The organism is Serratia sp. BNK-17 (assembly GCF_048684935.1).
In the GTDB taxonomy this organism is placed as follows: Bacteria; Pseudomonadota; Gammaproteobacteria; order Enterobacterales; family Enterobacteriaceae; genus Serratia; species Serratia nematodiphila.
The window spans coordinates 584,768-610,099 of sequence record NZ_JBLQTR010000001.1 but is presented as its reverse complement, the minus strand read 5'-3'; the positions used below and the strand labels follow the sequence as shown (position 1 = coordinate 610,099).

Here is a 25,332-nt window from a genome sequence, read left to right as displayed (position 1 = left end):
GTGGCACAGGATTATACTGTTGAGCAACTCAACTACGGCCGTAAAGTCTACGACTTTATGCGCTGGGACTATTTGGCCTTCGGCATCTCGTTGCTGCTGTTGGTCGCGTCGATCGTCACCATGTCGGTGCGCGGCTTTAACTGGGGTCTGGATTTCACCGGCGGTACGGTGATTGAAATCAACCTGGAGAAGCCGGCTAACCTCGACCTGATGCGCGATACGCTGGAGAAGGCCGGGTTCCAGGATCCGATCATCCAGAACTTCGGCAGCAGCCGCGACGTGATGGTGCGCATGCCACCGGCGACCGGCACCGCAGGCCAGGAACTGGGCAACAAGGTGATCGGCGTGATCAACGACTCGGTGGATAAAAACGCCACCGTGAAGCGTATCGAGTTCGTCGGCCCGAGCGTGGGCAGCGAACTGGCGCAAACCGGCGGCATGGCGCTGCTGGTGGCGTTGATCTGTATCCTGATCTACGTTGGTTTCCGCTTCGAATGGCGCCTGGCGCTGGGGGCGGTTATCGCGCTGGCGCACGACGTGATCATCACGCTGGGCGTGCTGTCGCTGTTCCACATCGAGATTGACCTGACCATCGTCGCTTCCCTGATGTCGGTTATCGGTTACTCGCTGAACGACAGCATCGTGGTTTCCGACCGTATTCGTGAGAACTTCCGCAAGATCCGCCGCGGCACGCCTTACGAGATCATGAACGTGTCGTTGACCCAGACGCTGAGCCGTACGCTGATGACTTCCGGTACTACCCTGATGGTGGTGCTGATGCTGTACATCTTCGGTGGCGCGATGCTGCAAGGCTTCTCGTTGGCGATGCTGATCGGCGTGTCGATCGGTACCGTCTCCTCCATCTACGTCGCGTCCGCGCTGGCGTTGAAACTGGGGATGAAACGCGAGCACATGCTGCAGCAAAAAGTGGAAAAAGAGGGCGCGGATCAGCCTTCGATTCTGCCTTAACCGCCGCAGTATTCAGCGAAATGAGAAGGAGCGCCGCCGGCGCTCCTTTTTTTTGCCTCGAGTTTTCAGTGTTGCTGCACCACCGCCGGTTGGGCGGTCGAAACCAGACTGTGCAGACGGATATAGCCCAGCTGTTCCGGCGTCAGGCCGCTGAAGCGCAGCTCAAAGTCCTGGCCGGGTTTCGGCAGCAGCGAGTCGGCGCTGGCGATCGGTTGCGACAGCGCCTCGGCGGTCAACGGCCGCCCGGTGGCGTCGTCCAGTTGGCCCCATTCCACCACCGCGTTGAACGGCGGCAGCGTGGCCTGTGAGAGGGTGCGCACATGCAGCTGCGCCTGCGTGCCGTTGGCTTCGCTCTTGATGTGGCTCAGCGAAACGCTCAGCTCGCCGATGCCGCTCTGCAAACGGGCGGCGCTTCGGGCCGCCGGCAGCAGGTAGACGCCGTTGTCGGAGTGCTGATTGAGCATATTCTGCCGCTCCAGCGCGGTGGTTTGATCGGTCAGCACGCTAACTTTCTGGTTCAGCGCGGCGACCTGATGGCGCAGTTGAGGGACGGCGGCGTTGTGCGCGCAGCCTGCCAGCAACACGGCGGCGGCGAGCAGGGCGATTTTGGGGTAACAGGTTGTCATGACGGCGATTTCCTATGCTGAATCTCCTGTTATCAGCTTAGTCCGCCCGGAGGGGAAAGTCATATCGGCGCCGCTTCCCGGCTGCGTGTCGCAACAAATGGCCGCCGCCCTTTGTTGTGGCTGCACTTCGGGGTAAACTGCATTTATCTATAAAAACGTTTATCAGGACGTGTTATGCATTGCCCTTTCTGCGCCGCCGTTGATACCAAAGTCATTGATTCCCGCCTGGTGGGGGACGGTTCGCAAGTGCGCCGCCGCCGCCAGTGTCTGGTGTGCAATGAACGCTTCACCACCTTCGAGGTGGCCGAGTTGGTGATGCCGCGAGTGATTAAAAGCGATGAGGTGCGCGAGCCGTTCAACGAAGACAAACTGCGTCGCGGCATGCTGAAAGCGCTGGAGAAGCGCCCGGTCAGCTCGGACGACGTGGAAAACGCCCTTAATCATATCAAATCCCAACTGCGCGCCACCGGCGAACGCGAAGTGCCGACCAAACTGGTGGGCAACCTGGTGATGGACGCGTTGAAAAAGCTGGATAAGGTCGCCTACATTCGCTTTGCGTCGGTGTACCGCAGCTTCGAGGACGTGCGCGAGTTCGGCGAAGAGATTGCCCGCCTGCAAGACTAAAGGATCTTTCATGCATCACGACGAATTTTACATGGCGCGCGCCTTCGAACTGGCGCGCCTGGGGCGTTTCACCACTGCGCCCAATCCGAACGTCGGCTGCGTTATCGTGCGCGACGGCGAAATTGTCGGTGAAGGCTATCACTTGCGCGCCGGCGAGCCGCACGCGGAAGTGCACGCGCTGCGTATGGCGGGCGACAAGGCGCGCGGCGCCACCGCCTATGTCACGCTCGAACCGTGCAGCCATCACGGCCGCACGCCGCCCTGCGCCGATGCGCTGGTGGCCGCCGGCGTAACGCGAGTGGTCGCGGCGATGCAAGATCCCAATCCGCAGGTGGCGGGGCGCGGGCTGTACAAGCTGCAGCAGGCCGGCGTCGAGGTGCGTCATGGCCTGATGCTGGCCGAAGCCGAAGCGGTCAACCTGGGCTTCCTCAAACGCATGCGCACCGGTTTCCCCTATGTACAGCTGAAGTTGGGCGCGTCGCTGGACGGGCGCACGGCGATGGCCTCCGGCGAGAGCCAGTGGATCACCTCACCCGAAGCGCGTCAGGACGTGCAGCGCCTGCGCGCGCAGAGCGCCGCGATCCTCAGCACCAGCGCCACCGTGCTGGCGGACGATCCGTCGCTGACGGTGCGTTGGGATGAGTTGGATGCCGAGACCCAGCGCCTCTATCCGCGCGAAAATCTGCGTCAGCCGCTGCGCATCCTGCTGGACAGCCAAAATCGTATCACCCCGCAGCACCGCGTGGTACAGCAGCCGGGCGCCACCTGGCTGGCGCGCCTGCAGGCAGATGAACAGGCCTGGCCGCAAGACGTTGAGCAGTTTATCTGCCCGGCGCACGGCGGCGGCGTCGATCTGGTGGTGATGATGATGCTGTTGGCCAAGCGCCAGGTGAATTCAATCTGGGTGGAGGCGGGTGCATCGCTGGCCGGCGCGCTGCTGCAGGCCGGCCTGGTGGATGAGCTCATTTTGTACATCGCGCCGAAACTGTTGGGCGATAATGGCCGTGGCCTGTGCCACCTGCCGGGCCTGGAGCGGTTGGCCGACGCGCCGGAATTCGTCTTTAGCGACGTGCGCCAGGTCGGCCCCGATCTGCGTTTGCGCCTGCGGGCGAAACACTGAATCTCGCGCCTGCGCGCCGGTTTTACAAAAGCGCCGCGCAGGCGATGAAAGAATATGATAGAATCCGCCCCCCTGCGGGGTATTGAACCCATTTTTAAGGAAAGCCCATGAAAGTTATCGAAGGTGTTGTTGCTACTCCAAATGCCCGTGTGGCGATCGCAATTGCACGTTTTAACAATTTCATCAATGACAGCCTGCTGGAAGGCGCCATCGACGCGCTGAAACGCATTGGTCAGGTTGCTGACGACAACATCACCGTTGTCTGGGTCCCGGGCGCTTACGAGCTGCCGTTGACGGCGAGCGTATTGGCCAAAACCGGCAAATACGACGCGGTTATCGCGCTGGGCACCGTTATCCGTGGGGGCACCGCGCACTTCGAATATGTGGCGGGCGAAGCCAGCTCCGGCATCGGCAACGTTGCGATGAATGCCGAAATCCCGGTTGCCTTTGGCGTGCTGACCACCGAAAGCATCGAACAGGCGATCGAACGCGCCGGCACCAAAGCGGGCAACAAGGGCGCTGAAGCCGCGTTGACCGCACTTGAAATGATTAATGTTATCAAAGCTATTAAAGCCTGAATTTAGTTAAGGGGAATTCCGTGAAACCTGCTGCTCGTCGCCGCGCTCGTGAGTGCGCTGTTCAAGCGCTTTACTCTTGGCAGTTGTCTAAAAACGACCTTGCCGATGTTGAACACCAGTTCCTGACGGAGCAGGATGTCAAAGATGTTGACGTCGCCTATTTTCGCGAGTTGCTGTCCGGCGCGGCAGTGAATGCAGGTATGCTGGACGAACTGATGGCGCCATACCTGTCGCGTCAGCTCGAAGAGCTGGGCCAGGTGGAGCGCGCAGTGCTGCGCGTCGCGCTGTTTGAACTGAAAATGCGCGAGGATGTCCCTTACAAGGTGGCGATCAACGAAGCGATCGAGCTGGCGAAAACCTTCGGCGCGGAAGACAGCCACAAGTTTGTGAACGGGGTGCTGGATAAAGTGGCGCCAACCCTTCGCAAGAAAAAGTAAAACATTAAGGCCGGCATTCCCGGCCTTAATTTCTTCTCGTGGAATATCGATATGGCATGCGGCGAATTTGACCTCATTGCCCGCTATTTTGACCGGTTTAAGCGCGTGCGCCGGGATGTACAGTTGGGCATTGGAGATGACTGCGCACTGCTGGCAGTGCCGGAAAAACAGCTGGTGGCCGTCAGTACCGATACGTTGGTGGCGGGCGTGCACTTCTTGCCGGACATCGATCCGGCCGATCTCGGTTATAAAGCGCTGGCGGTCAATCTGAGCGATCTGGCGGCGATGGGCGCCGATCCGGCGTGGCTCTCGCTGGCCCTGACCCTGCCGGAGGTGAACGAGCCCTGGCTGAAGGCCTTCAGCGACAGCCTGTTTGATCAGCTCAACTATTACGGCATGCAACTGATCGGCGGCGATACCACGCGCGGCCCGCTGAGTATGACCTTGACCATTCAGGGCTTGATCCCGGCCGGCCGGGCGCTGACCCGCAGCGGCGCGCGTATCGGCGACTGGATCTACGTGACCGGCACGCTGGGCGACAGCGCCGCCGGTTTGGCGATCCTGCAGGATCGTCTGGCGGTGACGGATACGGCGGCGCGCGATTACCTGATCGCTCGCCATCTGCGCCCGCAGCCGCGGGTGTTGCAGGGGCAGGCGCTGCGCGATCTGGCCAGTTCGGCGATCGACATCTCCGACGGCCTGATCTCCGATCTGAAACACATCCTGAAGGCCAGCGACTGTGGCGCACGCATCGTGCTGGACGAGCTGCCGATGTCGCAGGCGCTGAGCAGCCACGCGGATGCCGAGCAGGCGCTGCGTTGGGCGCTGGCGGGCGGCGAAGATTACGAGCTGTGTTTCACCGTGCCGGAAATCAACCGCGGCGCATTGGAAGTGGCGCTGAGCCACCTCGGGGCCGACTACACCTGTATCGGTCAGATTGGCCCGCTGTCTGAAGGCATTCGCTATTATCGCAACGACGAGGCGGTGGAGCTGGACTGGGTCGGGTTCGACCATTTCAATGCGGAGCCGGGCAACCATGGATGAAGCCAAACGCCGGCTGCGGATGAGCAATCCGTGGCACCTGCTGGCCACCGGTTTTGGCAGCGGTTTGTCGCCGGTGATGCCGGGTACCATGGGATCGCTGGCGGCGATCCCGTTCTGGCTGCTGCTGATCCAACTGCCGTGGCAGCTCTACTCGCTGACGGTGATGTTCAGCATTTGCATCGGCGTCTATATTTGCCACCGCACGGCAAAAGACATGAAGGTGCACGATCACGGCAGCATCGTCTGGGATGAGTTCGTCGGCATGTGGATCACGCTGATGGCGCTGCCGGTCAACGACTGGCGCTGGGTCGCCGCCGGTTTCGTCATCTTCCGCATTCTGGATATGTGGAAGCCGTGGCCGATCCGTTGGTTCGACCGCAACGTGCATGGCGGCATGGGCATTATGGTCGACGATATCATCGCCGGCGTGCTGTCCGCCGGTATCATCTACCTGATTGGCCACCACTGGCCGATCGGGCTGTTCTGACCGCCGGGCGTGGTTCTTCGCGCCCGCTTCTCTTATTCAAACCCCGTCACCCGATGCGGCACGTAAGCCGTCTCCAGTTCCGCCACCTCTTGCGGCGACAAACTCAAATCGACCGCGGCGATGGCGTCATCCAACTGCTCGCTGCGTGACGCGCCGACGATCGGCGCGCTGACCGCCGATTTGTTCAGCAGCCAGGCCAGCGCGATCTGCGCGCGTGAAACACCGCGTTCTTCGGCGAGGCTGGCGACGCGCTCGGCGATGATGGCGTCGATGCCTTCAGTTTCCTCGTACAGGCTTTTGCCGAACTGGTCGGAGACCAGCCGCGCGGTGGTTTCGCCCCAGGGGCGGGTCAGGCGGCCGCGCGCCAGCGGGCTCCATGGCAGTACGGCGATGCCTTCGGCGGCGCACAGCGGGTGCATTTCACGCTCTTCTTCGCGCTGGATCAGGTTGTATTGATCCTGCATGCTGACAAAGCGCGTCCAGCCGTGCAGATCGGCGGTATACAGCGCTTTGGCGAACTGCCAGGCGTACATGGAAGAGGCGCCGATGTAACGCGCCTTACCGGCTTTCACCACGTCGTGCAGCGCCTCCAGCGTCTCTTCCAGCGGCGTTTCGTAATCCCAGCGGTGGATTTGCAGCAAATCGACATAGTCGGTGCCGAGACGGCGCAGGCTGTCGTCGATGGACTGCATGATCTTGGCGCGCGACAAACCGCGCTCCAGGTTGCTCAGCGGGAAATAGACCTTGGTGGCGATAACGACGTCCTCGCGGCGTGCATAGTCGCGCAGCGCCCGGCCGAGGATCTCCTCGCTGCTGCCGTCGGAATAGCTGTTGGCGGTGTCGAAAAAGTTGATGCCGGCTTCCAGCGCCTGTTTCAGCAGCGGGCGGCTGCTCTCTTCCGGCAGCGTCCAGGCGTGATTGCCGCGGTTCGGTTCGCCGTAGGTCATGCAACCCAGGCAGATGCGCGAAACGTTCAGATCGGTGTTGCCCAGTTTCAGGTACTTCATGTTTGCCTCCCATTCACAGCTCAGACAGTAACTGTAGCGCGGATCCCGGAGGGCGGAAACGAAAACGCCCCCGAAAGCGGAGGCGTTTTATCAGGCGCGGGCGGCGATTACTGCGCCAGCCAGGTTTCGATTTGGCGCTGAATGCCGGCGGCGTCCAGCCCCAGATCGGCGCGCAGTTCTTCCTGGCTGCCCTGTGAGACGAAGCTGTCCGGCAGGCCGAGGTTCAGCACCGGCACCGGACGGCGTTTGGCCATCAGCAGTTCGTTGACGCCGCTGCCGGCGCCGCCCATGATGGCGTTCTCTTCCAGCGTGACCAGCGTTTCATGGCTGGCGGCCAGTTCGAGCACCAGCTGCTCGTCCAGCGGCTTGACGAAGCGCATGTCGACCAGCGTGGCGTTGAGCGCTTCCGCCGCTTGCGCGGCCTCCGGCAGCAGGGTGCCGAAGTTGAGAATGGCGATCTTTTCCCCCTGGCGGCGCACCACGCCTTTGCCGATCGGCAGCATGTTGAGCGGCTCCAGCGCCGCGCCGGTGCCGGTGCCGCGCGGATAACGCACGGCGCTCGGGCCTTCGTTATAGTGATAGCCGGTATACAGCATCTGGCGGCATTCGTTCTCGTCGCTCGGCGTCATGATCACCATGGTCGGAATGCAGCGCATGAACGACAGATCGAACGCCCCCTGGTGGGTCTGACCATCGGCGCCGACGATGCCGCCGCGATCGATGGCGAACATCACCGGCAGGTTTTGGATCGCCACGTCGTGGATCAGTTGGTCGTAGGCGCGTTGCAGGAAGGTGGAATAGATCGCCACCACCGGCTTGTAGCCGCCGATCGCCAGCCCGGCGGCGAAGGTGACCGCGTGCTGCTCGGCGATCGCCACATCGAAATATTGCTGCGGATAGTCGCGAGAGAACTGCACCATGCCGGAGCCTTCGCGCATCGCCGGCGTGATCGCCATCAGCGAGCTGTCTTTGGCGGCGGTTTCACACAGCCAGTCGCCGAAGATTTTCGAATAGGTCGGCAGACCGCCGGCGCTTTTCGGCAGCGTGCCGCTGGCGGGATCGAACTTCGGCACCGCGTGGAAGCTGATCGGATCCTTTTCCGCCGGCGCGTAACCACGGCCTTTCTTGGTCATGATGTGCAACAGCTGCGGGCCTTTCAGATCGCGCATGTTTTTCAATGTGGCGACCAACCCCTGCACGTCGTGCCCGTCTACCGGGCCGATGTAGTTGAAGCCCAGCTCTTCGAACAGCGTGCCTGGCACCACCATGCCTTTCAGGTGCTCTTCGGTGCGTTTCACCAGCTCCTTGATCGGCGGCACGCCGGCCAGCACTTTTTTGCCGCCTTCGCGCAGGGTGGAGTAGAGTTTGCCGGACAGCAGCTGCGCCAGATGGTTGTTCAGCGCGCCGACGTTTTCCGAGATCGACATCTCGTTGTCGTTCAGCACCACCAGCATGTCCGGATTGATATCACCGGCGTGGTTCATCGCTTCGAACGCCATGCCGGCGGTGATGGCACCGTCGCCGATCACGCACACCGTGCGGCGGCCCTTGCCCTCACGCTCCGCCGCCACCGCCATGCCGAGGCCGGCGCTGATCGAGGTCGACGAGTGGCCGACCGACAGCACGTCGTATTCGCTTTCGGCGCGCCACGGGAAGGGGTGCAGGCCGTTCTTTTGCCGGATAGTGGCGATGCGGTCGCGGCGGCCGGTCAGAATTTTGTGCGGGTAGGCCTGGTGGCCGACGTCCCACACCAGATGATCGAACGGCGTGTTGTAGACGAAATGCAACGCCACCGTCAGTTCGACGGTACCCAGCCCGGAGGCAAAGTGGCCGCTGGAGCGACTGACGCTGTTCAGCAGGTATTGCCGCAGCTCATCGCACAGCTTCGGCAAGCTCTCTTTGGGCAGCGAACGGAGTTCCTCGGGGTTTTCCGCTAGCGCCAGGGTTGGGTATTTGGCTATATCAAGACTCATTCGATACTCATATCAGAGGAGTTAACGTCACACGTTAATTGTCGCGTTCAATAATGAAGCTGGCTAACGCTCGCAATGGCGCTGTGTTATAAGATTGCGCTGCCAAAGTGTCTAATGCAGCTAATGCTTCCTGATAGAGATCCCACGCTTTTGCTTTCGCGCTGTCAAGCCCGAGTAACGCCGGGTAGGTACTCTTTCCGTGTTGTTGGTCCGCTCCCTGGCGCTTGCCGATTTTCTCAGTTTCGCCGACAACGTCCAAAATGTCATCCTGCACCTGGAACGCCAGGCCGACTGCAGCGGCGTAACGATCCAATTGCGGCAGCGCCGCTCGTCCGGCTTCGCCGGCGCTCAGCGCGCCCAGGCGCACCGCCGCGCGGATCAGCGCGCCGGTTTTGTGGCGGTGGATCTGTTCCAGCGCCTGCAGGTCGACGTGCTTGCCTTCGGCTTCCAGATCCAGCGATTGGCCGCCGCACATGCCGGCTACGCCGCTGGCGGTCGCCAGTTCGGAGACCATCGCCAGCCGATCGCGCAGCGCCACGTCGGGCATCTCGGCATCGGCCAGGATCGAAAACGCCAGCGTCTGCAGCGCATCGCCGGCCAGGATCGCGTTGGCTTCGCCGAATTTAATGTGACAGGTCGGCTGGCCACGGCGCAGATCGTCGTCGTCCATCGCCGGCAGATCGTCATGGATCAGCGAGTAGGCGTGGATGCATTCCACCGCCGCCGCCGGCGCGTCCAGGTTGCTCAGCGACACGTCGAACATCTGGCCGGTGGTGTACACCAGGAACGGACGCAGACGCTTGCCGCCCAGCAAGGCGCCGTGACGCATCGCCGCCACCATGTTGCCGTCGTTGAACGGCAGCGGGGCGATGAAGTCCAGCAGCGTGCGATCGGCGCGCTGGCGGAAAATCTGCAGTTGATCGGCAAAAGCGGCCGATGGGGCGATCTCAGACATGTCGGTTACTCGGCATCCGGTGTGAAAGGCGCCAGCGCCGCATCGTCGGCGCTGTCGTTAAGAAGTATCTGCACACGCTGTTCCGCCTGTTGCAGTTTCTGCTGGCCTTGGCGCGCCAGCTGCACGCCGCGTTCGAATTCGTTCAGCGCGTCTTCCAGCGGCAGTTCGCCCGACTCCAGACGCGTCACGATGCTTTCCAGCTCGCCGAGGGCGCTTTCAAAGCTGGCAGTTTGCTCTGTACTGGCTGATTGTGCTGGTTTTTTCGGCATAATTTTCTTTTTACGTCATCATGTGAACCGTGGCGCCAGAGCCTATCCTAGCGGATCTTGATTAGCAAATCATGGCGCTCATGTGTGGTTTTGTGCGCAGAGCGCGGCGATATGGTGATATACTCCGCGCCGTAATTCTTATCTGACAACAAAGACCGCCATGAAGTTTATCATTAAATTGTTCCCGGAAATCACCATCAAGAGCCAATCTGTGCGCTTGCGCTTTATCAAGATTCTCTCGACCAATATTCGCAACGTCCTGAAGCAGTATGATGAAACGCTGGCGGTCGTCCGTCACTGGGATCATATCGAAGTTCGCGCCAAAGATGAAAACCAGCGGCCGATCATCGCCGACGCGCTGACGCGTATTCCCGGCATCCACCATATTCTGGAAGTGGAAGATCGCGCTTATACCGATATCCACCACATCTTCGAGCAGACGCTGGAAGCCTACCGCGCCCAGCTGGAAGGCAAAACCTTCTGCGTGCGCGTCAAGCGTCGCGGCAAGCAGGCGTTCAATTCGCAGGACGTGGAGCGTTACGTCGGCGGCGGCCTGAACCAGCATATCGAGAGCGCGCGCGTTAACCTGACCCGCCCGCAGGTCACGGTAAACCTGGAGATTGAAGACGACAAGCTGATGCTGGTCAAACGCCGCCTCGAAGGCATCGGCGGTTATCCGGTCGGCACTCAGGAAGACGTGATGTCGCTGATTTCCGGCGGTTTCGACTCGGGCGTGTCCAGCTATATGCTGATGCGCCGCGGCTGCCGCGTGCACTTCTGCTTCTTCAACCTGGGCGGCGCCGCGCATGAGATTGGCGTGAAGCAGGTGGCGCACTACCTGTGGAACCGTTTCGCCAGCTCGCACAAGGTGCGCTTCGTCGCCATCGACTTCGAGCCGGTGGTGGGCGAGATCCTGGAGAAGGTCGATGACGGCCAGATGGGCGTGGTGCTCAAGCGCATGATGGTGCGCGCCGCTTCGCAAGTGGCCGAACGCTATGGCGTGCAGGCGCTGGTGACCGGTGAAGCGCTGGGGCAGGTGTCCAGCCAGACGCTGACCAACCTGCGCTTGATCGACAATGCGTCCGATACGCTGATCCTGCGTCCGCTGATTTCGCACGATAAAGAGCACATCATCAAGCTGGCGCGCGAAATCGGCACCGAAGACTTCGCCAAAACCATGCCGGAATATTGCGGCGTGATTTCGAAGAGCCCGACGGTGAAAGCCGTCAAGGCCAAGATCGAAGAGGAAGAGAGCCACTTCGATTTCAGCATTCTCGATCGGGTGGTGAGCGAAGCGAAGAACGTCGATATTCGCTCCATCGCCGAGCAGGCGCAGGAGCAGGTGACCGAAGTGGAAACCGTTGCGGCCTTCGGCGCCGACGAGGTGATCCTGGATATCCGCTCCAACGACGAGCAGGAAGAGAAGCCGCTGCAGCTGGAACAGGTTGAAGTGAAAGCGCTGCCGTTCTACAAGCTGAGCACCCAGTTCGGCGATCTGGATCAGAGCAAAACCTATCTGTTGTACTGCGAGCGCGGCGTGATGAGCCGCCTGCAGGCGCTGTACCTGCTGGAGCAGGGCTTCAGCAACGTGAAGGTTTATCGCCCGTAACGCGGGCAGCGGCGTAAACGAGAGGGGCTGAACTGGTGTTCAGCCCTTTTTTTATCGGCAAGCCGCTCAGTCGCGGAAATCGTACATCCCAGGGATCAGCACCAGCTGCGCGGCGATCTCCGCCGCTTTGGCCTTGCCGAGCAGCAGATCGATCAGCTTCAGCGCGAACTCCATCGCGGTGCCCGGCCCCTGGCTGGTGAGCAGCTTGACGCGTGCGTCGTACACCACACGGCGCTCCATCCATTTTTCCGCCGGTATCTGGTCTTTCAGGCCCGGGAAGCCGGTCATGTTGCCGACCGGGAACAGATCGTGGTGCTGCAGCACCAGCGCCGGCGCCGCACAGATGGCGGCGACGATATTCCCCTGCAGGTGCATCTGCCGCACTTTTTCCACCAGCAACGGGCTGTCGCGGAAGCATTCCGCCCCCTTCACGCCGCCGGGCAGCACGATGGCGTCAAAAGGCTCATCGACGATCGCCACCAGCGGCGCGTCGGCCAGCAGCTTGACGCCGCGCGAACAAACGATAGTCAGCTCGCCGTCACCGGCGACGCTGGCGGTAGTGACTTTAACGCCCGCCCGCACCAGCAGATCAATGGTGGTGACGGCTTCGGTTTCTTCGCTACCAGGTGCCAGGCAAACCAGCGCCGATACGCTCATATTCATTTTCCTTTCGTTTAATCAATTCAAACAGCCGCGCATTCTCCGGCAGCGTGAGGCCGTGACTGCGCGCACGGCGCAGCAGGTAGCCGGTGATGTAGTCGATCTCGGTATGCCGCTGGCTGCGGATATCCTGCAGCATCGACGAAACGTTGTCGGCGGTGCTGTGGATCACGTCCATCACATATTGCATCAGGCCTTCGCAGGAGGTGTGGTAGCCCTCCATCGCCATCACGCTGGCGACTTCACGACACAGCGTTTCGATCTGCTCCGGGTAGCGCTGCAGATCGCCGTTGCGGCAGCCGTACAGCGCCGTCAGCGGGTTGATCACGCAGTTGACCGCCAGCTTGCGCCAGTTGGCCGAGGCGATGTTGTTGTGCCAGGCGACGTCGGGCAGCGCCTGATGCAGCACTTCCGCCAGGTGGCTGAGATGCTGGGCAGCCGGTGAGGTGGGGCCGATGTGGGTGATGCCGGTGGCGACGTGAATAATGGTGCTGCCTTCGTGGCGCGCGGCGTGGGTGGTGGTGCCCTGCAGGATGGGCTGGCCGTTTTGCGGCAGCTCCTCCTGGGTACCCATGCCGTTATGCAACAGCAAAATGGCGCACTGAGGGTTCAGCTTCGGCAGCAGCGCACTGACCGCGCTGGAGACCTGCCAGGCTTTCAGCGTCACCAGCAGCAGCTCGCTCTGCGCGAGGTGCTCAGGATCGTTGGTGGGCAAATTGCGATTAAACGAGACGCCTTCCGGCTCGATCACGTTCACGGCGCAAAAAGGCTGCGGCACTCTTAGCCATCCCTGTACATCGTGGCCCTGCTGATACAGCCGGGAGAGCCACAGTTGTCCGAGCGCGCCGCAACCAAGAATGGTTATTTTCATTCAGTCTCCTTGGAAACACGGGAATACCGCTCAATTACCGTGATCTAACTATAGGCTTTATGGCAGCCTGAAGCGCTATCCCTGCGTGCGTTCAGCAGATTTTGTCTGAGGCGGCAAAGCGGTTATCATGCTCGGCATCAAAATCGCCTAAGCTATTAGGCACTCATTCAGGAGGAAGAAGTATGCCATCTTTCGACATCGTTTCCGAAATTGATATGCAGGAAGTGCGTAACGCCGTTGAGAACGCCACCCGCGATCTCGGCACCCGCTGGGATTTTCGCAACGTGCCGGCCAGCTTTGAGCTAAACGAGAAGAATCAAAGCATCAAGGTTGCCACCGAGTCTGATTTCCAGGTGCAGCAGCTGCTCGACATTCTGCGCGAAAAGCTGAGCAAGCGCAGCATCGACGGCGCCGCGCTGGAGATCCCGGAAGAGTTTACCCACAGCGGTAAAACCTACAGCGTGGAAGCCAAGCTGAAGCAGGGGATTGAAACCTCTGTAGCGAAGAAAATCGTCAAGCTGATCAAAGACAGCAAGCTGAAGGTGCAGGCGCAGATCCAGGGCGAAGAAGTGCGGGTGACCGGCAAGTCACGCGACGATTTGCAGAGCGTGATGGCGCTGGTGCGCGGCGGCGATCTGGGGCAGCCGTTCCAGTTCAAGAACTTCCGCGATTAATCTCGACGGGGCCGGCATTGCCGGCCCTGATTCTTTACAGCGAATTGACCAGCGCTTCCAGTTGACCGCGATTGGTCTGCTTGGTATCCACCTTGACGTAGGCGCTGCGCTCCTCCGGCACCACGATCGCCTCGGCCACGCCGGGCTGCGCCTTCAGGCGGCTTTCCAGCGCCGAATCCTTCACCGCCAGTTCAGACAGCGTAATGCGCAGGCTGCTGACATACGGCGGCTCTTTCATGGTGCTGCTGACCAGGAACCAAACGGCGGCCAATACCGCGCCGGCGATAAACACCAGGCCTGCCCCCTGCAAACCGTACAGCCAGCCGCCGAGGCTGCCGCCGATCGCTACGCCGATAAACTGGCTGGTGGAGTAGACACCCATCGCGGTGCCCTTATAGCCGGCCGGTGATTCTTTGCTGATCAGCGAAGGCAGAATGGCTTCCATCACATTGAAGGCCATGAAGAACAGCTGCACGCCGGCGATGATGCCCCACAGGTGCGCGCCGGAGAGCCACAGCAGCACTTCGGCGCAAAACAGCACCGCCACGCAGCCCATAAACACCTGCTTCATGCGGCGATATTTTTCGGCATAGATGATGAAAGGCACCACGGCGGCGAACGACACCAGCATGGTCACCAGGTAGACGATCCAGTGTTCGCTGGCCGCCAGCCCGGCTTTTTCCATCGCCAGCGGCAGCGCCACGAAGCTCGACATCAGCAGGATATGCAGACACATGATGCCGAAGTTGAGCTTCAGCAGGCGCGAGTTGCTCAGCACTTTGCTGAAACTGCCGCGCACGATGCTGGACTCGCGGTTCAGCAGATGGGTATCGGCGGAAGGCACTACCGCCAGGGTGATGACGATGCCGGCCAGCGCCAGCACGGCGATCATCCAGAACAGCGCATGCAGGCCGAAGGCGTGGGTAATTATAGGGCCCAACACCATGGCGATGGCGAAGGTGATGCCGAAGCTGACGCCGATGAACGCCATCGCTTTGGTGCGGTTCTGCTCGCGGGTCAGATCGGAGAGCAGCGCCATTACCGCGGCGGCGATCGCGCCGGAGCCTTGCAACGCGCGGCCGAGGATCACACCCCAGATAGAGTCGGTCGCGGCGGCGATCACGCTGCCGAGGGCAAAGATCAGCAGGCCGCCGACGATCAGCGGCTTACGGCCGATGCGATCGGACACCAGACCGAACGGGATCTGAAACACCGCCTGCGCCAGGCCGTAGATGCCGATGGCGATGCCGATCAGCGCTTCGCTGGCGCCGTTGAGCGCCATGCCGTAGGTGGTCAGCACCGGCAATACCATAAACATGCCGAGCATGCGCAGGGAGAATACGGTGCCCAATCCCCAGGTAGCGCGGCGCTCCTGCGGGGTCATTGAATTATCGTTCACATCAAACCTCGGTAAAAACCATGCCATCAGACGTTGAGACAGCGCCTGATGGCATGATTTCTGTAAAGCTTCGTCATTTTAGTGTGCGGGGCAGGGGGGGTAAATCGAATGTTGTTTAACAGATATTACAGTTTGGCCGCTTTTCGGCGTGACAAATAAAATGGGCCGCAAAAGCGGCCCATTCACAGATGATTTGGCTTACCAAACGTAGGTCACCAGCGCTTCAGGCGCCGCCGTGGCGCTGAAGTCGATCGACATCATCACGCTCAGCGAGGTGATGGCGACGATGGAGAACACGAACAGTTTGCGCGCCCAGACGCTGTCGTTTTCGGTCTTGTAACCGCGCAGCGCCATGCCGAGCCACCATACGCTCACCGCCGCAGCGACGATCAGGTATTTGTAGCCGGCGTAGCCCACCAGGGTCAGCATCAGCGTGGCGATCATAAATGCCAGGATGTAGACCGTGATGTGGTTCTTGGCGACGGAAATGCCTTTCACCACCGGCAGCACCGGAATGTTGGCCGCCTGGTAATCTTTAAAGCGGAAGATAGCGATCGCATAAGAATGCGGCATCTGCCACAGGCTAAAGATAGCCAGCAGGATCAACGCGCCGGCGTCGAACTCGTTGGTCACCGCGCAGTAGCCGATAACCGGCGGCGCGGCGCCCGACAAGCTGCCGATCAGCGTGCCGTAGACCGAATGGCGTTTCATGTACAGGCTGTAAACGCCGACATAAACCACGAAGCCCATCACCGCCAGCCACATGGCCAGCGGGTTGGCCGCGATATACAGCAACGCGAAGCCCGCAATACCCAACACGGTCGCATAAACCAGGGTGACACTCGGCGCGATCAGGCCTTTTACCAGCACCCGATTCTTCGTTCTCTCCATTTTCTTGTCGATATCGCGGTCGATGTAGTTGTTAAACACACAGCCCGACGCGACCACCAACGAGACACCCACCAGGGTGGCGAGAAACAGGAGATAGTCGATGCTCCCTTTGGAAGCGAGCAGGAATCCCCCAACGACAGAAATTAAATTGCCGAAAATAATTCCTGGTTTAGTGACTTGCAGGTATTGCTTAATCATCACGTGCAGCTCAGCTCTTAATCGACCATCATATTGATGTTGAGGTTGTACATAATCCAGAGTGAACCTACAACAACGATACCGATGATCATAGCGGTGAACAGCAATGCCACCAGGTTCCAGCGCTCTTCCGATGAGGTGTTCATGTGCAGGAAGTAAACCAGGTGAACAATCACCTGGATAACCGCCATACCGACAACAACCGCCAGGATGGTGGAATGAGAGGCAGTGCCGTTCATTACCATCGCAAATGGAATTACCGTCAGGATGATCGACAGGATAAAGCCGATCAGGTATGACTTCACGCTGCCGTGGCTTGCGCCGCCGTGAGAGGTTTCATGGGATGAATGGCTCATTACATAACCCCCAGCAGGTAGACAACGGTAAATACGCAGATCCAGACCACGTCCAGGAAGTGCCAGAACAGGCTCAGGCACATCAGGCGGGTTTTGTTGGTCGCGGTCAGGCCGAACTTGCTCACCTGAATCATCAGCACGATGATCCAAATCAGGCCGGAAGTCACGTGCAGACCGTGGGTGCCGACCAGCGCGAAGAAGCTGGACAGGAACGCGCTGCGATCCGGCCCGAAGCCTTCGGCGATCAGGTGATGGAATTCATAGATTTCCATCGCCACGAAGCCCAGACCAAACAGGAAGGTCAGGAACAACCAGGTGTTTACACCGCCAACTTTACCCTTGTTCATGGCGATCATCGCCATGCCGTAGGTGATGGAGCTGAACAACAGCAGGAAAGTTTCGACCAGAACAAACTTCAGGTCGAAGATGTCTTTGCCTGAGGGACCGCCAGCGGTCCCGTTCACCAGGACTGCATAAGTCGCGAACAAGCTCGCAAACAAAATACAGTCGCTCATCAGGTAGATCCAGAATCCGAAGACTTTGGTCTCTCCCGCGTCGTGGTGCCCATGCTCTGCATGGGCTGCGTTATGATTGGTCAGAGTTTCAGTTGACATGGTTCACGCCTGCTTTACGGATTTGTTCGTAGTGTTGGTTCTCAATGCGCTCGATTTCATCAACCTGCACATAGTAGTCAACATCGTGATCGAAGCTCTTGCCGATCCAGACAACGATCATACCGATGAAGCCGGCCAGAGCCATCCACCAGATTTCCCAAATCATTGCGAAACCGAATACCAGGCTGAAGAAGGCGATGATAACGCCGGCACCGGTGTTCTTAGGCATATGAATCGGTTCGTATTTAGCCGGTTTCTTATAAGCTTCACCTTTTTCTTTCATGTCCCAGAATTCATCACGGTCATGAATCTGCGGCACTACGGCAAAGTTATAGAACGGCGGTGGAGACGAAGTTGACCACTCCAGAGTACGAGCACCCCATGGGTCACCGGTCAGATCGCGGTTCTGCTCGCGGTCACGGATACTGACGAAGATCTGGGTCAGCTGGCACAGGATGCCGCAGGCGATCAGCGCCGCACCGCCGGCTGCAACCAGCAGCAGAGGGTGGAACTCAGGGTTGATGTTCTGGCTGATACGACGGGTCATGCCCATAAAGCCCAATGCGTACAGCGGCATGAAGGCGGTGAAGAAGCCGATGATCCAGAACCAGAACGCGCGGATGCCCCATTTTTCGTTCAGCGTGAAGCCGAAGGATTTCGGGAACCAGTAGGTCAGGCCCGCGAAGCAACCGAACACCACGCCGCCGATGATGACGTTGTGGAAGTGCGCGATCAGGAACAGACTGTTGTGCAGCACGAAGTTCGCGCCCGGCACCGCCAGCAGAACGCCGGTCATACCACCCACGGAGAAGGTGATGATGAAGCCAACGGTCCACAGCATTGCGGAGTTGAGCTTGATGCGGCCCTGATACATGGTGAACAGCCAGTTGAAGATTTTCACCCCGGTCGGGATGGAAATGATCATGGTGGCGATACCGAAGAAGGCGTTAACGTTCGCGCCGGACCCCATGGTGAAGAAGTGGTGCAGCCAGACGATGAACGACAGAACGGTGATCGCGATGGTTGCCCATACCAGTGAGGTATAGCCGAACAGGCGTTTTCTGGAGAAGGTCGCGGTGACTTCGGAGAACACGCCGAACACCGGCAGAACCAGGATATACACCTCTGGGTGACCCCAGGCCCAAATCAGGTTGATGTACATCATCATGTTGCCGCCCATATCATTGGTGAAGAAATGGGTGCCCAGATAGCGATCCAGGGTCAGCAGCGCGATGGTGACGGTCAGAATTGGGAAAGAAACGATGATCAGGACGTTGGTACACAGCGCCGCCCAGGTGAACACCGGCATCTTCATCATAGGCATGCCAGGGGCACGCATCTTCAGAATGGTGGCGAAGAAGTTCACGCCGGTCAGCAGGGTACCCAGACCGGAAATCTGCAGACTCCAGATCCAGTAATCGACCCCGACGCCAGGACTGTACTCTTTACCCGACAGCGGCGGATACGCCAGCCAACCGGTCTGAGCGAACTCACCGACCCCCAGGGAGATGTTGATCAGCACCACGCCCACCACGAAGAACCAGAAGCTCAGGGAGTTCAGGAACGGGAAGGCGACGTCGCGCGCACCGATTTGCAGCGGCACCACGACGTTCATCAGGCCAACCACGAAAGGCATCGCCATGAAGAAGATCATGATGACGCCGTGCGCGGTGAAGATCTGGTCGTAGTGGTGCGGCGGCAGGAACCCGGCTTCGCCGGCGGACGCCAACGCCTGCTGGCTACGCATCATGATGGCGTCGGCAAAGCCGCGCAGCAGCATGACCATCGCCACGATGATGTACATGATACCAATTTTTTTATGGTCGACCGAAGTCAGCCATTCGCTCCACAGCCACTTCCATTTACCGAAATACGTCAGCAGCGCCAGCACTGCCAGGCCCCCGACAATAATTGCGGCTACGGTGACCATGATGATCGGTTCGTGGTACGGAACCGCATCAAGTGTTAATTTTCCCAACATCAGTTATTCCTCGGCTCCGGCGTGAGCAGCATGTTCACCCATGTCCATACCTTGGCTCATGTCCATGCCTTCGTGCGCGCCTGCGCCCTTGTGCATATCCATGTCGCCCATGAATTTGGCAATTGTTTCTTTGAACAAATTCGGTTTGACAGCGGCAAAGTACTCAACCGGGTTGTTTTCACTCGGCTCTGCCAGTTTGTTAAAGTCGTCGGTGGTGTTCAGGTTTTTAGACGATGCCTTCACCTTGGCCACCCACTGATCGAAGTCGCCTTCGGTCGGGGTAACGATCGCGGTGAACTTCATACCGGAGAAGCCTGCGCCGCTGTAGCTGCTGGAGATGCCTTTGTAGGCACCGGCTTCGTTGCCGATCAGGTGCAGTTTGGTCTGCATGCCGGCCATCGCATAAATCTGTCCACCCAACTGCGGGATAAAGAACGAGTTCATTACCGAGTTAGAGGTGATCTTGAATTCGACTGGAACATCTTTCGGGAAAGCCAGCTCATTAACGGTCGCAATGCCTTGTTCCGGGTAGATGAACAGCCATTTCCAGTCGAGCGACACCACTTCGATCGTCATCGGCTTCTTGTCGGTGACAATCGGCTTGAACGGATCGAGTTCGTGGGTGGTCTTCCAGGTAATGGTGCCAAGGATGGCGATGATAATGATAGGAATGGTCCAGACGACCGCTTCGATCTTGTTGGAGTGGGCCCAGTTCGGACTGTACTTGGCGTCTTTGTTGGAAGCGCGATACTTCCAGGCAAAGGCGAACGCCATGAAGATAACTGGCACCACTACGATCAACATCAATGCGATTGCAGTGATAATCAGTGTCCGTTGCTCAACACCAATTGCTCCTTTGGGATTCATCAAAACCATATCGCAGCCACTGAGCAATACAGTGCCTGCGATTAATGACAGCATCCCAATACTTTTATTGTATTTCTTAAGTCTCATCTAACGACCTCAATAACAAAGGCTCAATTGTCGTTTCATGTGTGCGGGCATTTTACGGGAAGGTTGCAGTACTGTAAACATGCTTAAGGGAGTGTCAGCGGCTTGTTGACACTTTCTGTTAAGGGGGTCACAGATGTAACCCTGCGTGACAATTTACCAATGACAACAACGCGTTGGCACGCTGAATCGTGACGAGCAGCCCGTATGTTAAGGAAAACTAAAGGTATGATGAATTTGGCGAAGAAATGCGCGGCGGGGAAATACGCAGAAAAGGTTTATTTAATGTAAAATAATTGTGTCTTAAAGGTGAATTTAATTTTATTTCCGAGTGCGGCAGTCGGATAAAAAAATAATTTCCGCGCCGATTATCTTTTTTTACCGAAATAAATATATCCCCGGATCGCTTTTTTTTCGGCCGGTGAAATCACCGGCCGGTCAGATTATGCCAAACGGGTGCGGCGCAGGGCGAGGTAATCCAACGTACTGCCCATGGCGACGCCGAGCAGGCTCAGCGCGGCGCCGACCTGCAGCAGCCGATCGGCCAACTGCGGGGCCTGAGTCCAATCCAGCGCGTTGGCGATAAGCAACAGCAACCACAGGCCCAACAGCGAACAGCCTAGCGTCAGCAAGCGCAGCGCCCAACGGTAATATTCTGAAAACTCGGTGCGCGGCATAAAATTGCCATGCTGCTGGGTGTGCTCCAGCGTCTGACGACAGATAGCGAGCAGCAGCAAGCCGGGCAGGGCAGCGGCGATAGAGAACAGGTAGAACAACGGCCAACCGTGGGCTTCAACGAACCAGCCGGCGATCGGGCCGACATAGACGCGCCCTACGGCGGACAGCGCCGACAGCAGCGCGAACTGGGTGGCGGAGAACGACCGGTTGCACAGCGTCATCAGCAGCGCCACGAAGGCCGCGGTGCCCATGCCGCCACACAGATTTTCGAGGAAGATGGCGCTGCCCATGGTGAGCAGGCTCTTGTCGGTCACCGCCAGGATCCAATACCCGAGATTGGAGACCGCCTGCAGGACGCCGAACAGCATCAGCGCGCGAAACAGGCTGAGACGTTGCATCAGCACGCCGCCGAACAGGGCGCCGACGATGGTCGCGAACAGGCCGAGGGTTTTGTTCACCAGCCCGACTTCACCGGCGTCGAACCCCACGCCGCGGATCAGGAAGGTGGTACTCAGGCTGCCGGCGAAGGCGTCGCCCATTTTGTACATCACGATCAGCAGCAGGATCAGCCAGGCGTTGTTGCGGCCGAAGAAATCGCGCAGCGGCGCGACGACCGCCTGTTCCATGGTGCGCGGCGCCGGGATGCTTTCGTCCGGCTCCGGCGCCAGCAGCGTGGCGGCCACGCCGATCAGCATCAACCCGGCCATTAGCCAGTAGGTGGCTTGCCAGCCGAAATAGCGATCCGCCAGCCACAGCGCCAGGCCGCCGGAAACCAGCATCGCCAGCCGATAACCCAGCACCGAGATCGCCGCGCCCGTGCCGCGTTCTTCGGCTCTCAGCAGATCGGTTTTATAGGCGTCGAACACGATATCTTGCGAGGCGGAGCAGAACGCCACCAGCACCGCCAACGCCGCCAGCCACCACAGGTGCTGCGCGGGTTGCATAAAGCCCATCGCCACAATCGCCGCCACCAGCAATAGCTGGCTGATCAGCAGCCAACCGCGCCGCCGCCCGAGAAACGGCGGGGTATAGCGGTCCATGAACGGCGACCAGAGGAATTTGAAGACGTAGGCCTGGCCTACCAGCGAGAAGATGCCGATGGTTTTCAGATCGATATTTTCGACGGTCATCCAGGCTTGCAGCGTGCCGGAGGTCAATGCCAGCGGCAGACCCGACGCGAAGCCCAGCAGCAGCAGAATGGCGGAGTTACGCTGGGTGAAGATGTTCAGATAGTGTTTCGACATGAGTTCCCTGTCTGCGCCGCCCGATCCGCCGGGCGGCGCCAGGCGCGCCGATTAGCGCGCGTTTTGCTTGATGAAATCGTTGACGCTGGTGTCCTGAGCCATGTCGGCGATCACGTCGCCCAGCACGGAGTTGACGGCGTCGGTGATCTTCTCGTTGGTCGCCGTGAAGGCGCCCTGCACGTTATAGGTCGAGCGGTAATTCTTCACCTGCTTGTTGCCGTTCTTCGCCTGGGCGATGATCGAGATGTCGGCTTTGGTGGTGATGTTGTAGCGCAGGTTACCTTCGGCGACGTCCGCGTACAGGTTATTGACGACGATTTGCAGCGCCACCGGGCCGTCGGCACCGATCATGTAGCCGCGAGCGCCCATCTGTTTCTCCAGCACTTCCTGCAGCAGGAAACGCAGATCGCGCGATGGCGTCAGCGTGACCAACTGGCCGTCGCGGTTCACCTTGGCCAGCGCCTGGTCGGTGCGCTGATCCGCGCCGTTGATGCTGACAGTGATGCCCTGCAGGGTAGGATCCTGCTGCGGCAGAACGATTTTCGGCGTGACGTTCAGGGTGTTGCTGCTGGTCGCGCAGCCGGCCAGCAGCAGGGCGGCCAGCAAAGGAAGACAAAGTTTCTTTAACATGTTTTCTGTCTCATTCTCGATGGATTTAGCAATAATCAGAGCGGGATAGCCGACAACAAATTGCCGACATCATAGCATCGCCGCCGTGCGGTGGAAGCGCGGAAGGCGCCTGAGTGACAAATTTTTACCTGCCGTTGATAAAAACACGCTTTTTTGGCCCGCTCAATCGGATAATCCCCCAAGCGGCGGGGATGGCGCTCATCATTTGACCGCAGAAAAGAGAAATTTGTCCCGGCGATGGTCTAAACGGGGGAAAACCGGCTAATATTGAACTAGATGGGCACGGTCCTCTGCCGGTGTTGTAAGGAGATCCTATGATTCGCGAGCAAATAGAAGCAAAGTTAAGGGCGGCGTTTGAGCCCGCGTATCTGGAAGTCGTTGATGAAAGCTATCGTCATAACGTTCCGGCGGGTTCAGAAAGCCATTTCAAAGTGGTATTGGTCAGCGATCGCTTCGTCGGCGAACGTTTTTTGACGCGCCACCGCTCCATCTACGGCGTATTGTCGGAGGAGCTGGCGGACGGCGTACACGCGCTGGCGCTGCACACCTATACGCTCAAAGAGTGGGAAGGTCTGCAGGATACCGTGCCGGCCTCGCCGCCGTGCCGCGGCGCCGGCACGCTGGCCTGAGGGGGAAATTTTCAGGTATCAGTGGAACTTTGCCCTTGAATTAGGGTATTACTACTGACGAATTTTGAAACGGCCTGCGGGCCGTTTCTGTTTTTGACGACGACACGGCCGACGCGCAATGTGGCCAACGTTCGGTCTGTTTTGGCGGCCTTTGGGCGATCGAATCGGCAAAAGTGTGAGTTTTAGCGCGCCTGCGCCGCCTAGCTTTCCTCGACTCGCCACGCATGCGCCGCTATAATGTCGCGTCTTATTTTTCCGGAATGGTTTCGGGACGCTTCTGTCATCAGGGAACTCGGTTCTTATCTGTAGCCGTCCTGGTTCTTGGAACGGAGTTGACCGAGCACTGTGATTTTTTTGAGGTAACAAGATGCAAGTTTCAGTAGAAACCACTCAAGGCCTTGGGCGCCGTCTCTCTATTACTGTACCGGCTGATACTATCAAGCAGGCGGTGAAGAAAGAGCTGATCAACGCAGCGAAAAGCGTGCGTATCGACGGCTTCCGCAAAGGCAAAGTGCCGATGAACATCGTGGAACAGCGTTACGGCGCCTCTGTTCGTCAGGACGTGCTGGGCGAAGCGATGCAGCGCAGCTTCGTTGACGCGATCATCAAAGAAAAGATTAATCCGGCCGGCGCACCAAACTACGTGCCGGGCGAGTACAAAGAAGGTGAAGACTTCACTTTCGCCGTTGAATTCGAAGTGTATCCAGAAGTTGAGCTGAAAGGCCTGGAAAACATCGAAGTCGAAAAACCCGTAGTTGAAGTGAACGACGAAGACGTCGACGCGATGCTGGATACCCTGCGCAAGCAGCAGGCCACCTGGAAAGAAACCGATCGCGCGGCGGAAGCTGAAGATCGCGTGACCGTTGACTTCACCGGTTCTATCGACGGTGAAGAGTTCGAAGGCGGCAAAGCGTCCGACTTCGTGCTGGCAATGGGCCAGGGCCGCATGATCCCAGGCTTCGAAGAAGGCCTGGTCGGTCACAAAGCGGGCGAAGAGTTCTCCATCGACGTGAACTTCCCGGAAGACTACCACGCTGAAAACCTGAAGGGCAAAGCGGCCAAATTCGCTATCGTGCTGAAGAAAGTTGAAGAGCGCGAGCTGCCGGAACTGACCGAAGAGTTCATCAAGCGTTTCGGCGTGGCGGACGGTTCCGTTGCCGGCCTGCGCACCGAAGTTCGCAAGAACATGGAGCGCGAGCTGAAAGGCGCCGTGCGTAACCGCATCAAGTCTCAGGCGATCGAAGGCCTGGTGAGCGCGAACGAAATCGACGTGCCTGCTGCCTTGATCGACGGCGAAATCGACGTGCTGCGTCGTCAGGCTGCACAGCGTTTCGGCGGCAACGAGAAGCAAGCGCTGGAACTGCCACGTGAACTGTTCGAAGAGCAAGCGAAACGCCGCGTAGTGGTTGGCCTGCTGCTGGGTGAAGTGATCAGCACCAACGATCTGAAAGCTGACGAAGACCGCGTGAAGACGCTGATCGAAGAAATGGCCTCCGCCTACGAAGATCCGAGCGAAGTCATCGAGTTCTACAGCAAAAACAAAGAGCTGATGAACAACATGCGCAACGTGGCTCTGGAAGAGCAAGCGGTTGAAGCCCTGCTGGCGAAAGCGAAAGTGACTGAAAAAGCCACTACCTTCAGCGAGCTGATGAACCAGACTCAACAGGCGTAATGCCGGCGTGCCGGGCGCGATGAACGGCGCCCCCGGTTTCGCCTGGCGAACCGGCGCACGATGAAAAAGCCCGCAACCTCAGGTTGCGGGCTTTTCTTTTTGCCACGTTGCTGATTAATCTCAGGTTAAGCGGGATAATATGCACTATATTTACCCTGTTGCCTGGGGAACTGGCTGGCATGATAA

26 protein-coding genes are annotated in these 25,332 nt (G+C 59.0%); 11 read left to right on the top strand and 15 right to left on the bottom strand.

The features are described from left to right. Positions 1-969, top strand: coding sequence for a protein translocase subunit SecF (gene secF, locus ACMGF7_RS03030; RefSeq protein ID WP_004940389.1), 969 nt, complete (start codon positions 1-3; stop codon positions 967-969). A 65-nt stretch (positions 970-1,034) separates the two neighbouring features. Here the strand turns inward: secF and ACMGF7_RS03025 are convergent, their stop codons facing one another. Further along, on the bottom strand, positions 1,035-1,595 hold the full coding sequence (locus ACMGF7_RS03025; protein WP_015376832.1) for a DUF3251 domain-containing protein: 561 nt from the start codon (positions 1,593-1,595) through the stop codon (positions 1,035-1,037). 174 nt (positions 1,596-1,769) lie between these two features. On the opposite strand from ACMGF7_RS03025, the gene nrdR reads away from it, so the two are divergent. From nrdR to pgpA, 6 genes are all read left to right on the top strand, one after another. Continuing rightward, positions 1,770-2,219 carry a transcriptional regulator NrdR gene (gene nrdR, locus ACMGF7_RS03020; RefSeq protein ID WP_004940387.1) on the top strand — a complete coding sequence of 150 codons (450 nt, stop codon included), beginning with the start codon at positions 1,770-1,772 and terminating at the stop codon, positions 2,217-2,219. Between the two features lie 10 nt (positions 2,220-2,229). Beyond that, positions 2,230-3,339, top strand: coding sequence for a bifunctional diaminohydroxyphosphoribosylaminopyrimidine deaminase/5-amino-6-(5-phosphoribosylamino)uracil reductase RibD (gene ribD, locus ACMGF7_RS03015; RefSeq protein ID WP_021504683.1), 1,110 nt, complete (start codon positions 2,230-2,232; stop codon positions 3,337-3,339). 107 nt (positions 3,340-3,446) lie between these two features. After that, entirely contained in the window at positions 3,447-3,917 is a 471-nt protein-coding gene (gene ribE, locus ACMGF7_RS03010) for a 6,7-dimethyl-8-ribityllumazine synthase (protein ID WP_004940385.1), read from the top strand. Positions 3,918-3,937: 20 nt separating this feature from the next. Next, positions 3,938-4,354: a transcription antitermination factor NusB gene (gene nusB / locus ACMGF7_RS03005; protein ID WP_004940384.1), complete on the top strand. Its 417-nt coding sequence runs from the start codon at positions 3,938-3,940 to the stop codon at positions 4,352-4,354. Between the two features lie 51 nt (positions 4,355-4,405). Next, on the top strand, positions 4,406-5,398 hold the full coding sequence (gene thiL / locus ACMGF7_RS03000; protein WP_033634011.1) for a thiamine-phosphate kinase: 993 nt from the start codon (positions 4,406-4,408) through the stop codon (positions 5,396-5,398). After that, on the top strand, positions 5,391-5,885 hold the full coding sequence (pgpA, locus tag ACMGF7_RS02995; RefSeq protein WP_033634010.1) for a phosphatidylglycerophosphatase A: 495 nt from the start codon (positions 5,391-5,393) through the stop codon (positions 5,883-5,885). The genes thiL and pgpA overlap by 8 nt, the downstream gene beginning before the upstream one ends. A gap of 32 nt (positions 5,886-5,917) precedes the next feature. Here pgpA and ACMGF7_RS02990 read toward each other — a convergent pair whose 3' ends face one another. From ACMGF7_RS02990 to xseB, 4 genes are all read right to left on the bottom strand, one after another. Continuing rightward, positions 5,918-6,892 carry an aldo/keto reductase gene (locus ACMGF7_RS02990; RefSeq protein WP_197842932.1) on the bottom strand — a complete coding sequence of 325 codons (975 nt, stop codon included), beginning with the start codon at positions 6,890-6,892 and terminating at the stop codon, positions 5,918-5,920. A 107-nt stretch (positions 6,893-6,999) separates the two neighbouring features. Then, the gene (dxs, locus tag ACMGF7_RS02985; protein ID WP_049242811.1) at positions 7,000-8,865 is read right to left on the bottom strand and encodes a 1-deoxy-D-xylulose-5-phosphate synthase; all 1,866 of its coding nucleotides are present in this window, start codon (positions 8,863-8,865) and stop codon (positions 7,000-7,002) included. 34 nt (positions 8,866-8,899) lie between these two features. After that, positions 8,900-9,820 (bottom strand): (2E,6E)-farnesyl diphosphate synthase, encoded by a 921-nt coding sequence (ispA, locus tag ACMGF7_RS02980; protein WP_049242810.1) that lies wholly within the window; start codon positions 9,818-9,820, stop codon positions 8,900-8,902. Positions 9,821-9,825: 5 nt separating this feature from the next. Continuing rightward, on the bottom strand, positions 9,826-10,089 hold the full coding sequence (gene xseB, locus ACMGF7_RS02975; RefSeq protein WP_015376838.1) for an exodeoxyribonuclease VII small subunit: 264 nt from the start codon (positions 10,087-10,089) through the stop codon (positions 9,826-9,828). A gap of 160 nt (positions 10,090-10,249) precedes the next feature. Here xseB and thiI point away from each other — a divergent pair, with 160 nt between their 5' ends. Continuing rightward, positions 10,250-11,698, top strand: coding sequence for a tRNA uracil 4-sulfurtransferase ThiI (thiI, locus tag ACMGF7_RS02970; RefSeq protein ID WP_004940377.1), 1,449 nt, complete (start codon positions 10,250-10,252; stop codon positions 11,696-11,698). A gap of 66 nt (positions 11,699-11,764) precedes the next feature. On the opposite strand, the gene yajL is transcribed toward thiI, so the two are convergent. Together yajL and panE are read right to left on the bottom strand one after the other, a co-directional pair. Then, positions 11,765-12,355 carry a protein deglycase YajL gene (gene yajL / locus ACMGF7_RS02965; protein ID WP_164095462.1) on the bottom strand — a complete coding sequence of 197 codons (591 nt, stop codon included), beginning with the start codon at positions 12,353-12,355 and terminating at the stop codon, positions 11,765-11,767. Further along, positions 12,318-13,229 carry a 2-dehydropantoate 2-reductase gene (gene panE / locus ACMGF7_RS02960; RefSeq protein WP_004940375.1) on the bottom strand — a complete coding sequence of 304 codons (912 nt, stop codon included), beginning with the start codon at positions 13,227-13,229 and terminating at the stop codon, positions 12,318-12,320. Before panE ends, yajL begins: the two co-directional genes overlap by 38 nt. A gap of 182 nt (positions 13,230-13,411) precedes the next feature. Between panE and ACMGF7_RS02955 the strand changes: the two genes are divergently transcribed. Next, on the top strand, positions 13,412-13,903 hold the full coding sequence (locus tag ACMGF7_RS02955) for a YajQ family cyclic di-GMP-binding protein (RefSeq protein WP_004940373.1): 492 nt from the start codon (positions 13,412-13,414) through the stop codon (positions 13,901-13,903). A gap of 34 nt (positions 13,904-13,937) precedes the next feature. Here ACMGF7_RS02955 and ACMGF7_RS02950 read toward each other — a convergent pair whose 3' ends face one another. The 8 genes from ACMGF7_RS02950 to ACMGF7_RS02915 form a co-directional block, all read right to left on the bottom strand. Then, entirely contained in the window at positions 13,938-15,302 is a 1,365-nt protein-coding gene (locus ACMGF7_RS02950) for an MFS transporter (RefSeq protein ID WP_164095463.1), read from the bottom strand. Between the two features lie 198 nt (positions 15,303-15,500). Beyond that, positions 15,501-16,391, bottom strand: coding sequence for a heme o synthase (cyoE, locus tag ACMGF7_RS02945; protein WP_420286749.1), 891 nt, complete (start codon positions 16,389-16,391; stop codon positions 15,501-15,503). A 17-nt stretch (positions 16,392-16,408) separates the two neighbouring features. Further along, positions 16,409-16,747 carry a cytochrome o ubiquinol oxidase subunit IV gene (locus ACMGF7_RS02940; RefSeq protein ID WP_004940369.1) on the bottom strand — a complete coding sequence of 113 codons (339 nt, stop codon included), beginning with the start codon at positions 16,745-16,747 and terminating at the stop codon, positions 16,409-16,411. Continuing rightward, positions 16,747-17,361 (bottom strand): cytochrome o ubiquinol oxidase subunit III, encoded by a 615-nt coding sequence (locus ACMGF7_RS02935; protein WP_004940367.1) that lies wholly within the window; start codon positions 17,359-17,361, stop codon positions 16,747-16,749. Before ACMGF7_RS02935 ends, ACMGF7_RS02940 begins: the two co-directional genes overlap by 1 nt. Further along, positions 17,351-19,342, bottom strand: a complete 1,992-nt coding sequence (gene cyoB, locus ACMGF7_RS02930) for a cytochrome o ubiquinol oxidase subunit I (protein ID WP_004940366.1) — start codon at positions 19,340-19,342, stop codon at positions 17,351-17,353. Before cyoB ends, ACMGF7_RS02935 begins: the two co-directional genes overlap by 11 nt. 3 nt (positions 19,343-19,345) lie before the next feature. After that, positions 19,346-20,296, bottom strand: coding sequence for a cytochrome o ubiquinol oxidase subunit II (gene cyoA / locus ACMGF7_RS02925; protein WP_004940365.1), 951 nt, complete (start codon positions 20,294-20,296; stop codon positions 19,346-19,348). Between the two features lie 440 nt (positions 20,297-20,736). Beyond that, complete coding sequence (gene ampG / locus ACMGF7_RS02920; RefSeq protein ID WP_049242804.1) at positions 20,737-22,215, bottom strand: muropeptide MFS transporter AmpG; 1,479 nt, start codon at positions 22,213-22,215, stop codon at positions 20,737-20,739. 51 nt (positions 22,216-22,266) lie between these two features. Continuing rightward, positions 22,267-22,845: a lipoprotein gene (locus ACMGF7_RS02915; protein WP_004940363.1), complete on the bottom strand. Its 579-nt coding sequence runs from the start codon at positions 22,843-22,845 to the stop codon at positions 22,267-22,269. Between the two features lie 314 nt (positions 22,846-23,159). Here ACMGF7_RS02915 and bolA point away from each other — a divergent pair, with 314 nt between their 5' ends. Continuing rightward, positions 23,160-23,474, top strand: a complete 315-nt coding sequence (gene bolA / locus ACMGF7_RS02910) for a transcriptional regulator BolA (RefSeq protein ID WP_004940361.1) — start codon at positions 23,160-23,162, stop codon at positions 23,472-23,474. A 367-nt stretch (positions 23,475-23,841) separates the two neighbouring features. Then, positions 23,842-25,146: a trigger factor gene (gene tig, locus ACMGF7_RS02905; RefSeq protein WP_031300019.1), complete on the top strand. Its 1,305-nt coding sequence runs from the start codon at positions 23,842-23,844 to the stop codon at positions 25,144-25,146. Positions 25,147-25,332 lie beyond the last annotated feature (186 nt).

Bases quoted from the DNA above. Each gene is read 5' to 3' on its own strand.
- ACMGF7_RS02940 (WP_004940369.1), bottom strand. From the start codon at position 16,747: ATGAGCCATTCATCCCATGAAACCTCTCACGGCGGCGCAAGCCACGGC.
- panE (WP_004940375.1), bottom strand. From the start codon at position 13,229: ATGAAAATAACCATTCTTGGTTGCGGCGCGCTCGGACAACTGTGGCTC.
- yajL (WP_164095462.1), bottom strand. From the start codon at position 12,355: ATGAGCGTATCGGCGCTGGTTTGCCTGGCACCTGGTAGCGAAGAAACC.
- ampG (WP_049242804.1), bottom strand. From the start codon at position 22,215: ATGTCGAAACACTATCTGAACATCTTCACCCAGCGTAACTCCGCCATT.
- ispA (WP_049242810.1), bottom strand. From the start codon at position 9,820: ATGTCTGAGATCGCCCCATCGGCCGCTTTTGCCGATCAACTGCAGATT.
- ribE (WP_004940385.1), top strand. From the start codon at position 3,447: ATGAAAGTTATCGAAGGTGTTGTTGCTACTCCAAATGCCCGTGTGGCG.
- pgpA (WP_033634010.1), top strand. From the start codon at position 5,391: ATGGATGAAGCCAAACGCCGGCTGCGGATGAGCAATCCGTGGCACCTG.
- ACMGF7_RS02935 (WP_004940367.1), bottom strand. From the start codon at position 17,361: ATGTCAACTGAAACTCTGACCAATCATAACGCAGCCCATGCAGAGCAT.
- nrdR (WP_004940387.1), top strand. From the start codon at position 1,770: ATGCATTGCCCTTTCTGCGCCGCCGTTGATACCAAAGTCATTGATTCC.
- tig (WP_031300019.1), top strand. From the start codon at position 23,842: ATGCAAGTTTCAGTAGAAACCACTCAAGGCCTTGGGCGCCGTCTCTCT.
- cyoE (WP_420286749.1), bottom strand. From the start codon at position 16,391: ATGATTAAGCAATACCTGCAAGTCACTAAACCAGGAATTATTTTCGGC.
- thiI (WP_004940377.1), top strand. From the start codon at position 10,250: ATGAAGTTTATCATTAAATTGTTCCCGGAAATCACCATCAAGAGCCAA.
- bolA (WP_004940361.1), top strand. From the start codon at position 23,160: ATGATTCGCGAGCAAATAGAAGCAAAGTTAAGGGCGGCGTTTGAGCCC.
- dxs (WP_049242811.1), bottom strand. From the start codon at position 8,865: ATGAGTCTTGATATAGCCAAATACCCAACCCTGGCGCTAGCGGAAAAC.
- ACMGF7_RS03025 (WP_015376832.1), bottom strand. From the start codon at position 1,595: ATGACAACCTGTTACCCCAAAATCGCCCTGCTCGCCGCCGCCGTGTTG.
- cyoA (WP_004940365.1), bottom strand. From the start codon at position 20,296: ATGAGACTTAAGAAATACAATAAAAGTATTGGGATGCTGTCATTAATC.
- ACMGF7_RS02990 (WP_197842932.1), bottom strand. From the start codon at position 6,892: ATGAAGTACCTGAAACTGGGCAACACCGATCTGAACGTTTCGCGCATC.
- thiL (WP_033634011.1), top strand. From the start codon at position 4,406: ATGGCATGCGGCGAATTTGACCTCATTGCCCGCTATTTTGACCGGTTT.
- ACMGF7_RS02955 (WP_004940373.1), top strand. From the start codon at position 13,412: ATGCCATCTTTCGACATCGTTTCCGAAATTGATATGCAGGAAGTGCGT.
- xseB (WP_015376838.1), bottom strand. From the start codon at position 10,089: ATGCCGAAAAAACCAGCACAATCAGCCAGTACAGAGCAAACTGCCAGC.
- ACMGF7_RS02915 (WP_004940363.1), bottom strand. From the start codon at position 22,845: ATGTTAAAGAAACTTTGTCTTCCTTTGCTGGCCGCCCTGCTGCTGGCC.
- cyoB (WP_004940366.1), bottom strand. From the start codon at position 19,342: ATGTTGGGAAAATTAACACTTGATGCGGTTCCGTACCACGAACCGATC.
- ribD (WP_021504683.1), top strand. From the start codon at position 2,230: ATGCATCACGACGAATTTTACATGGCGCGCGCCTTCGAACTGGCGCGC.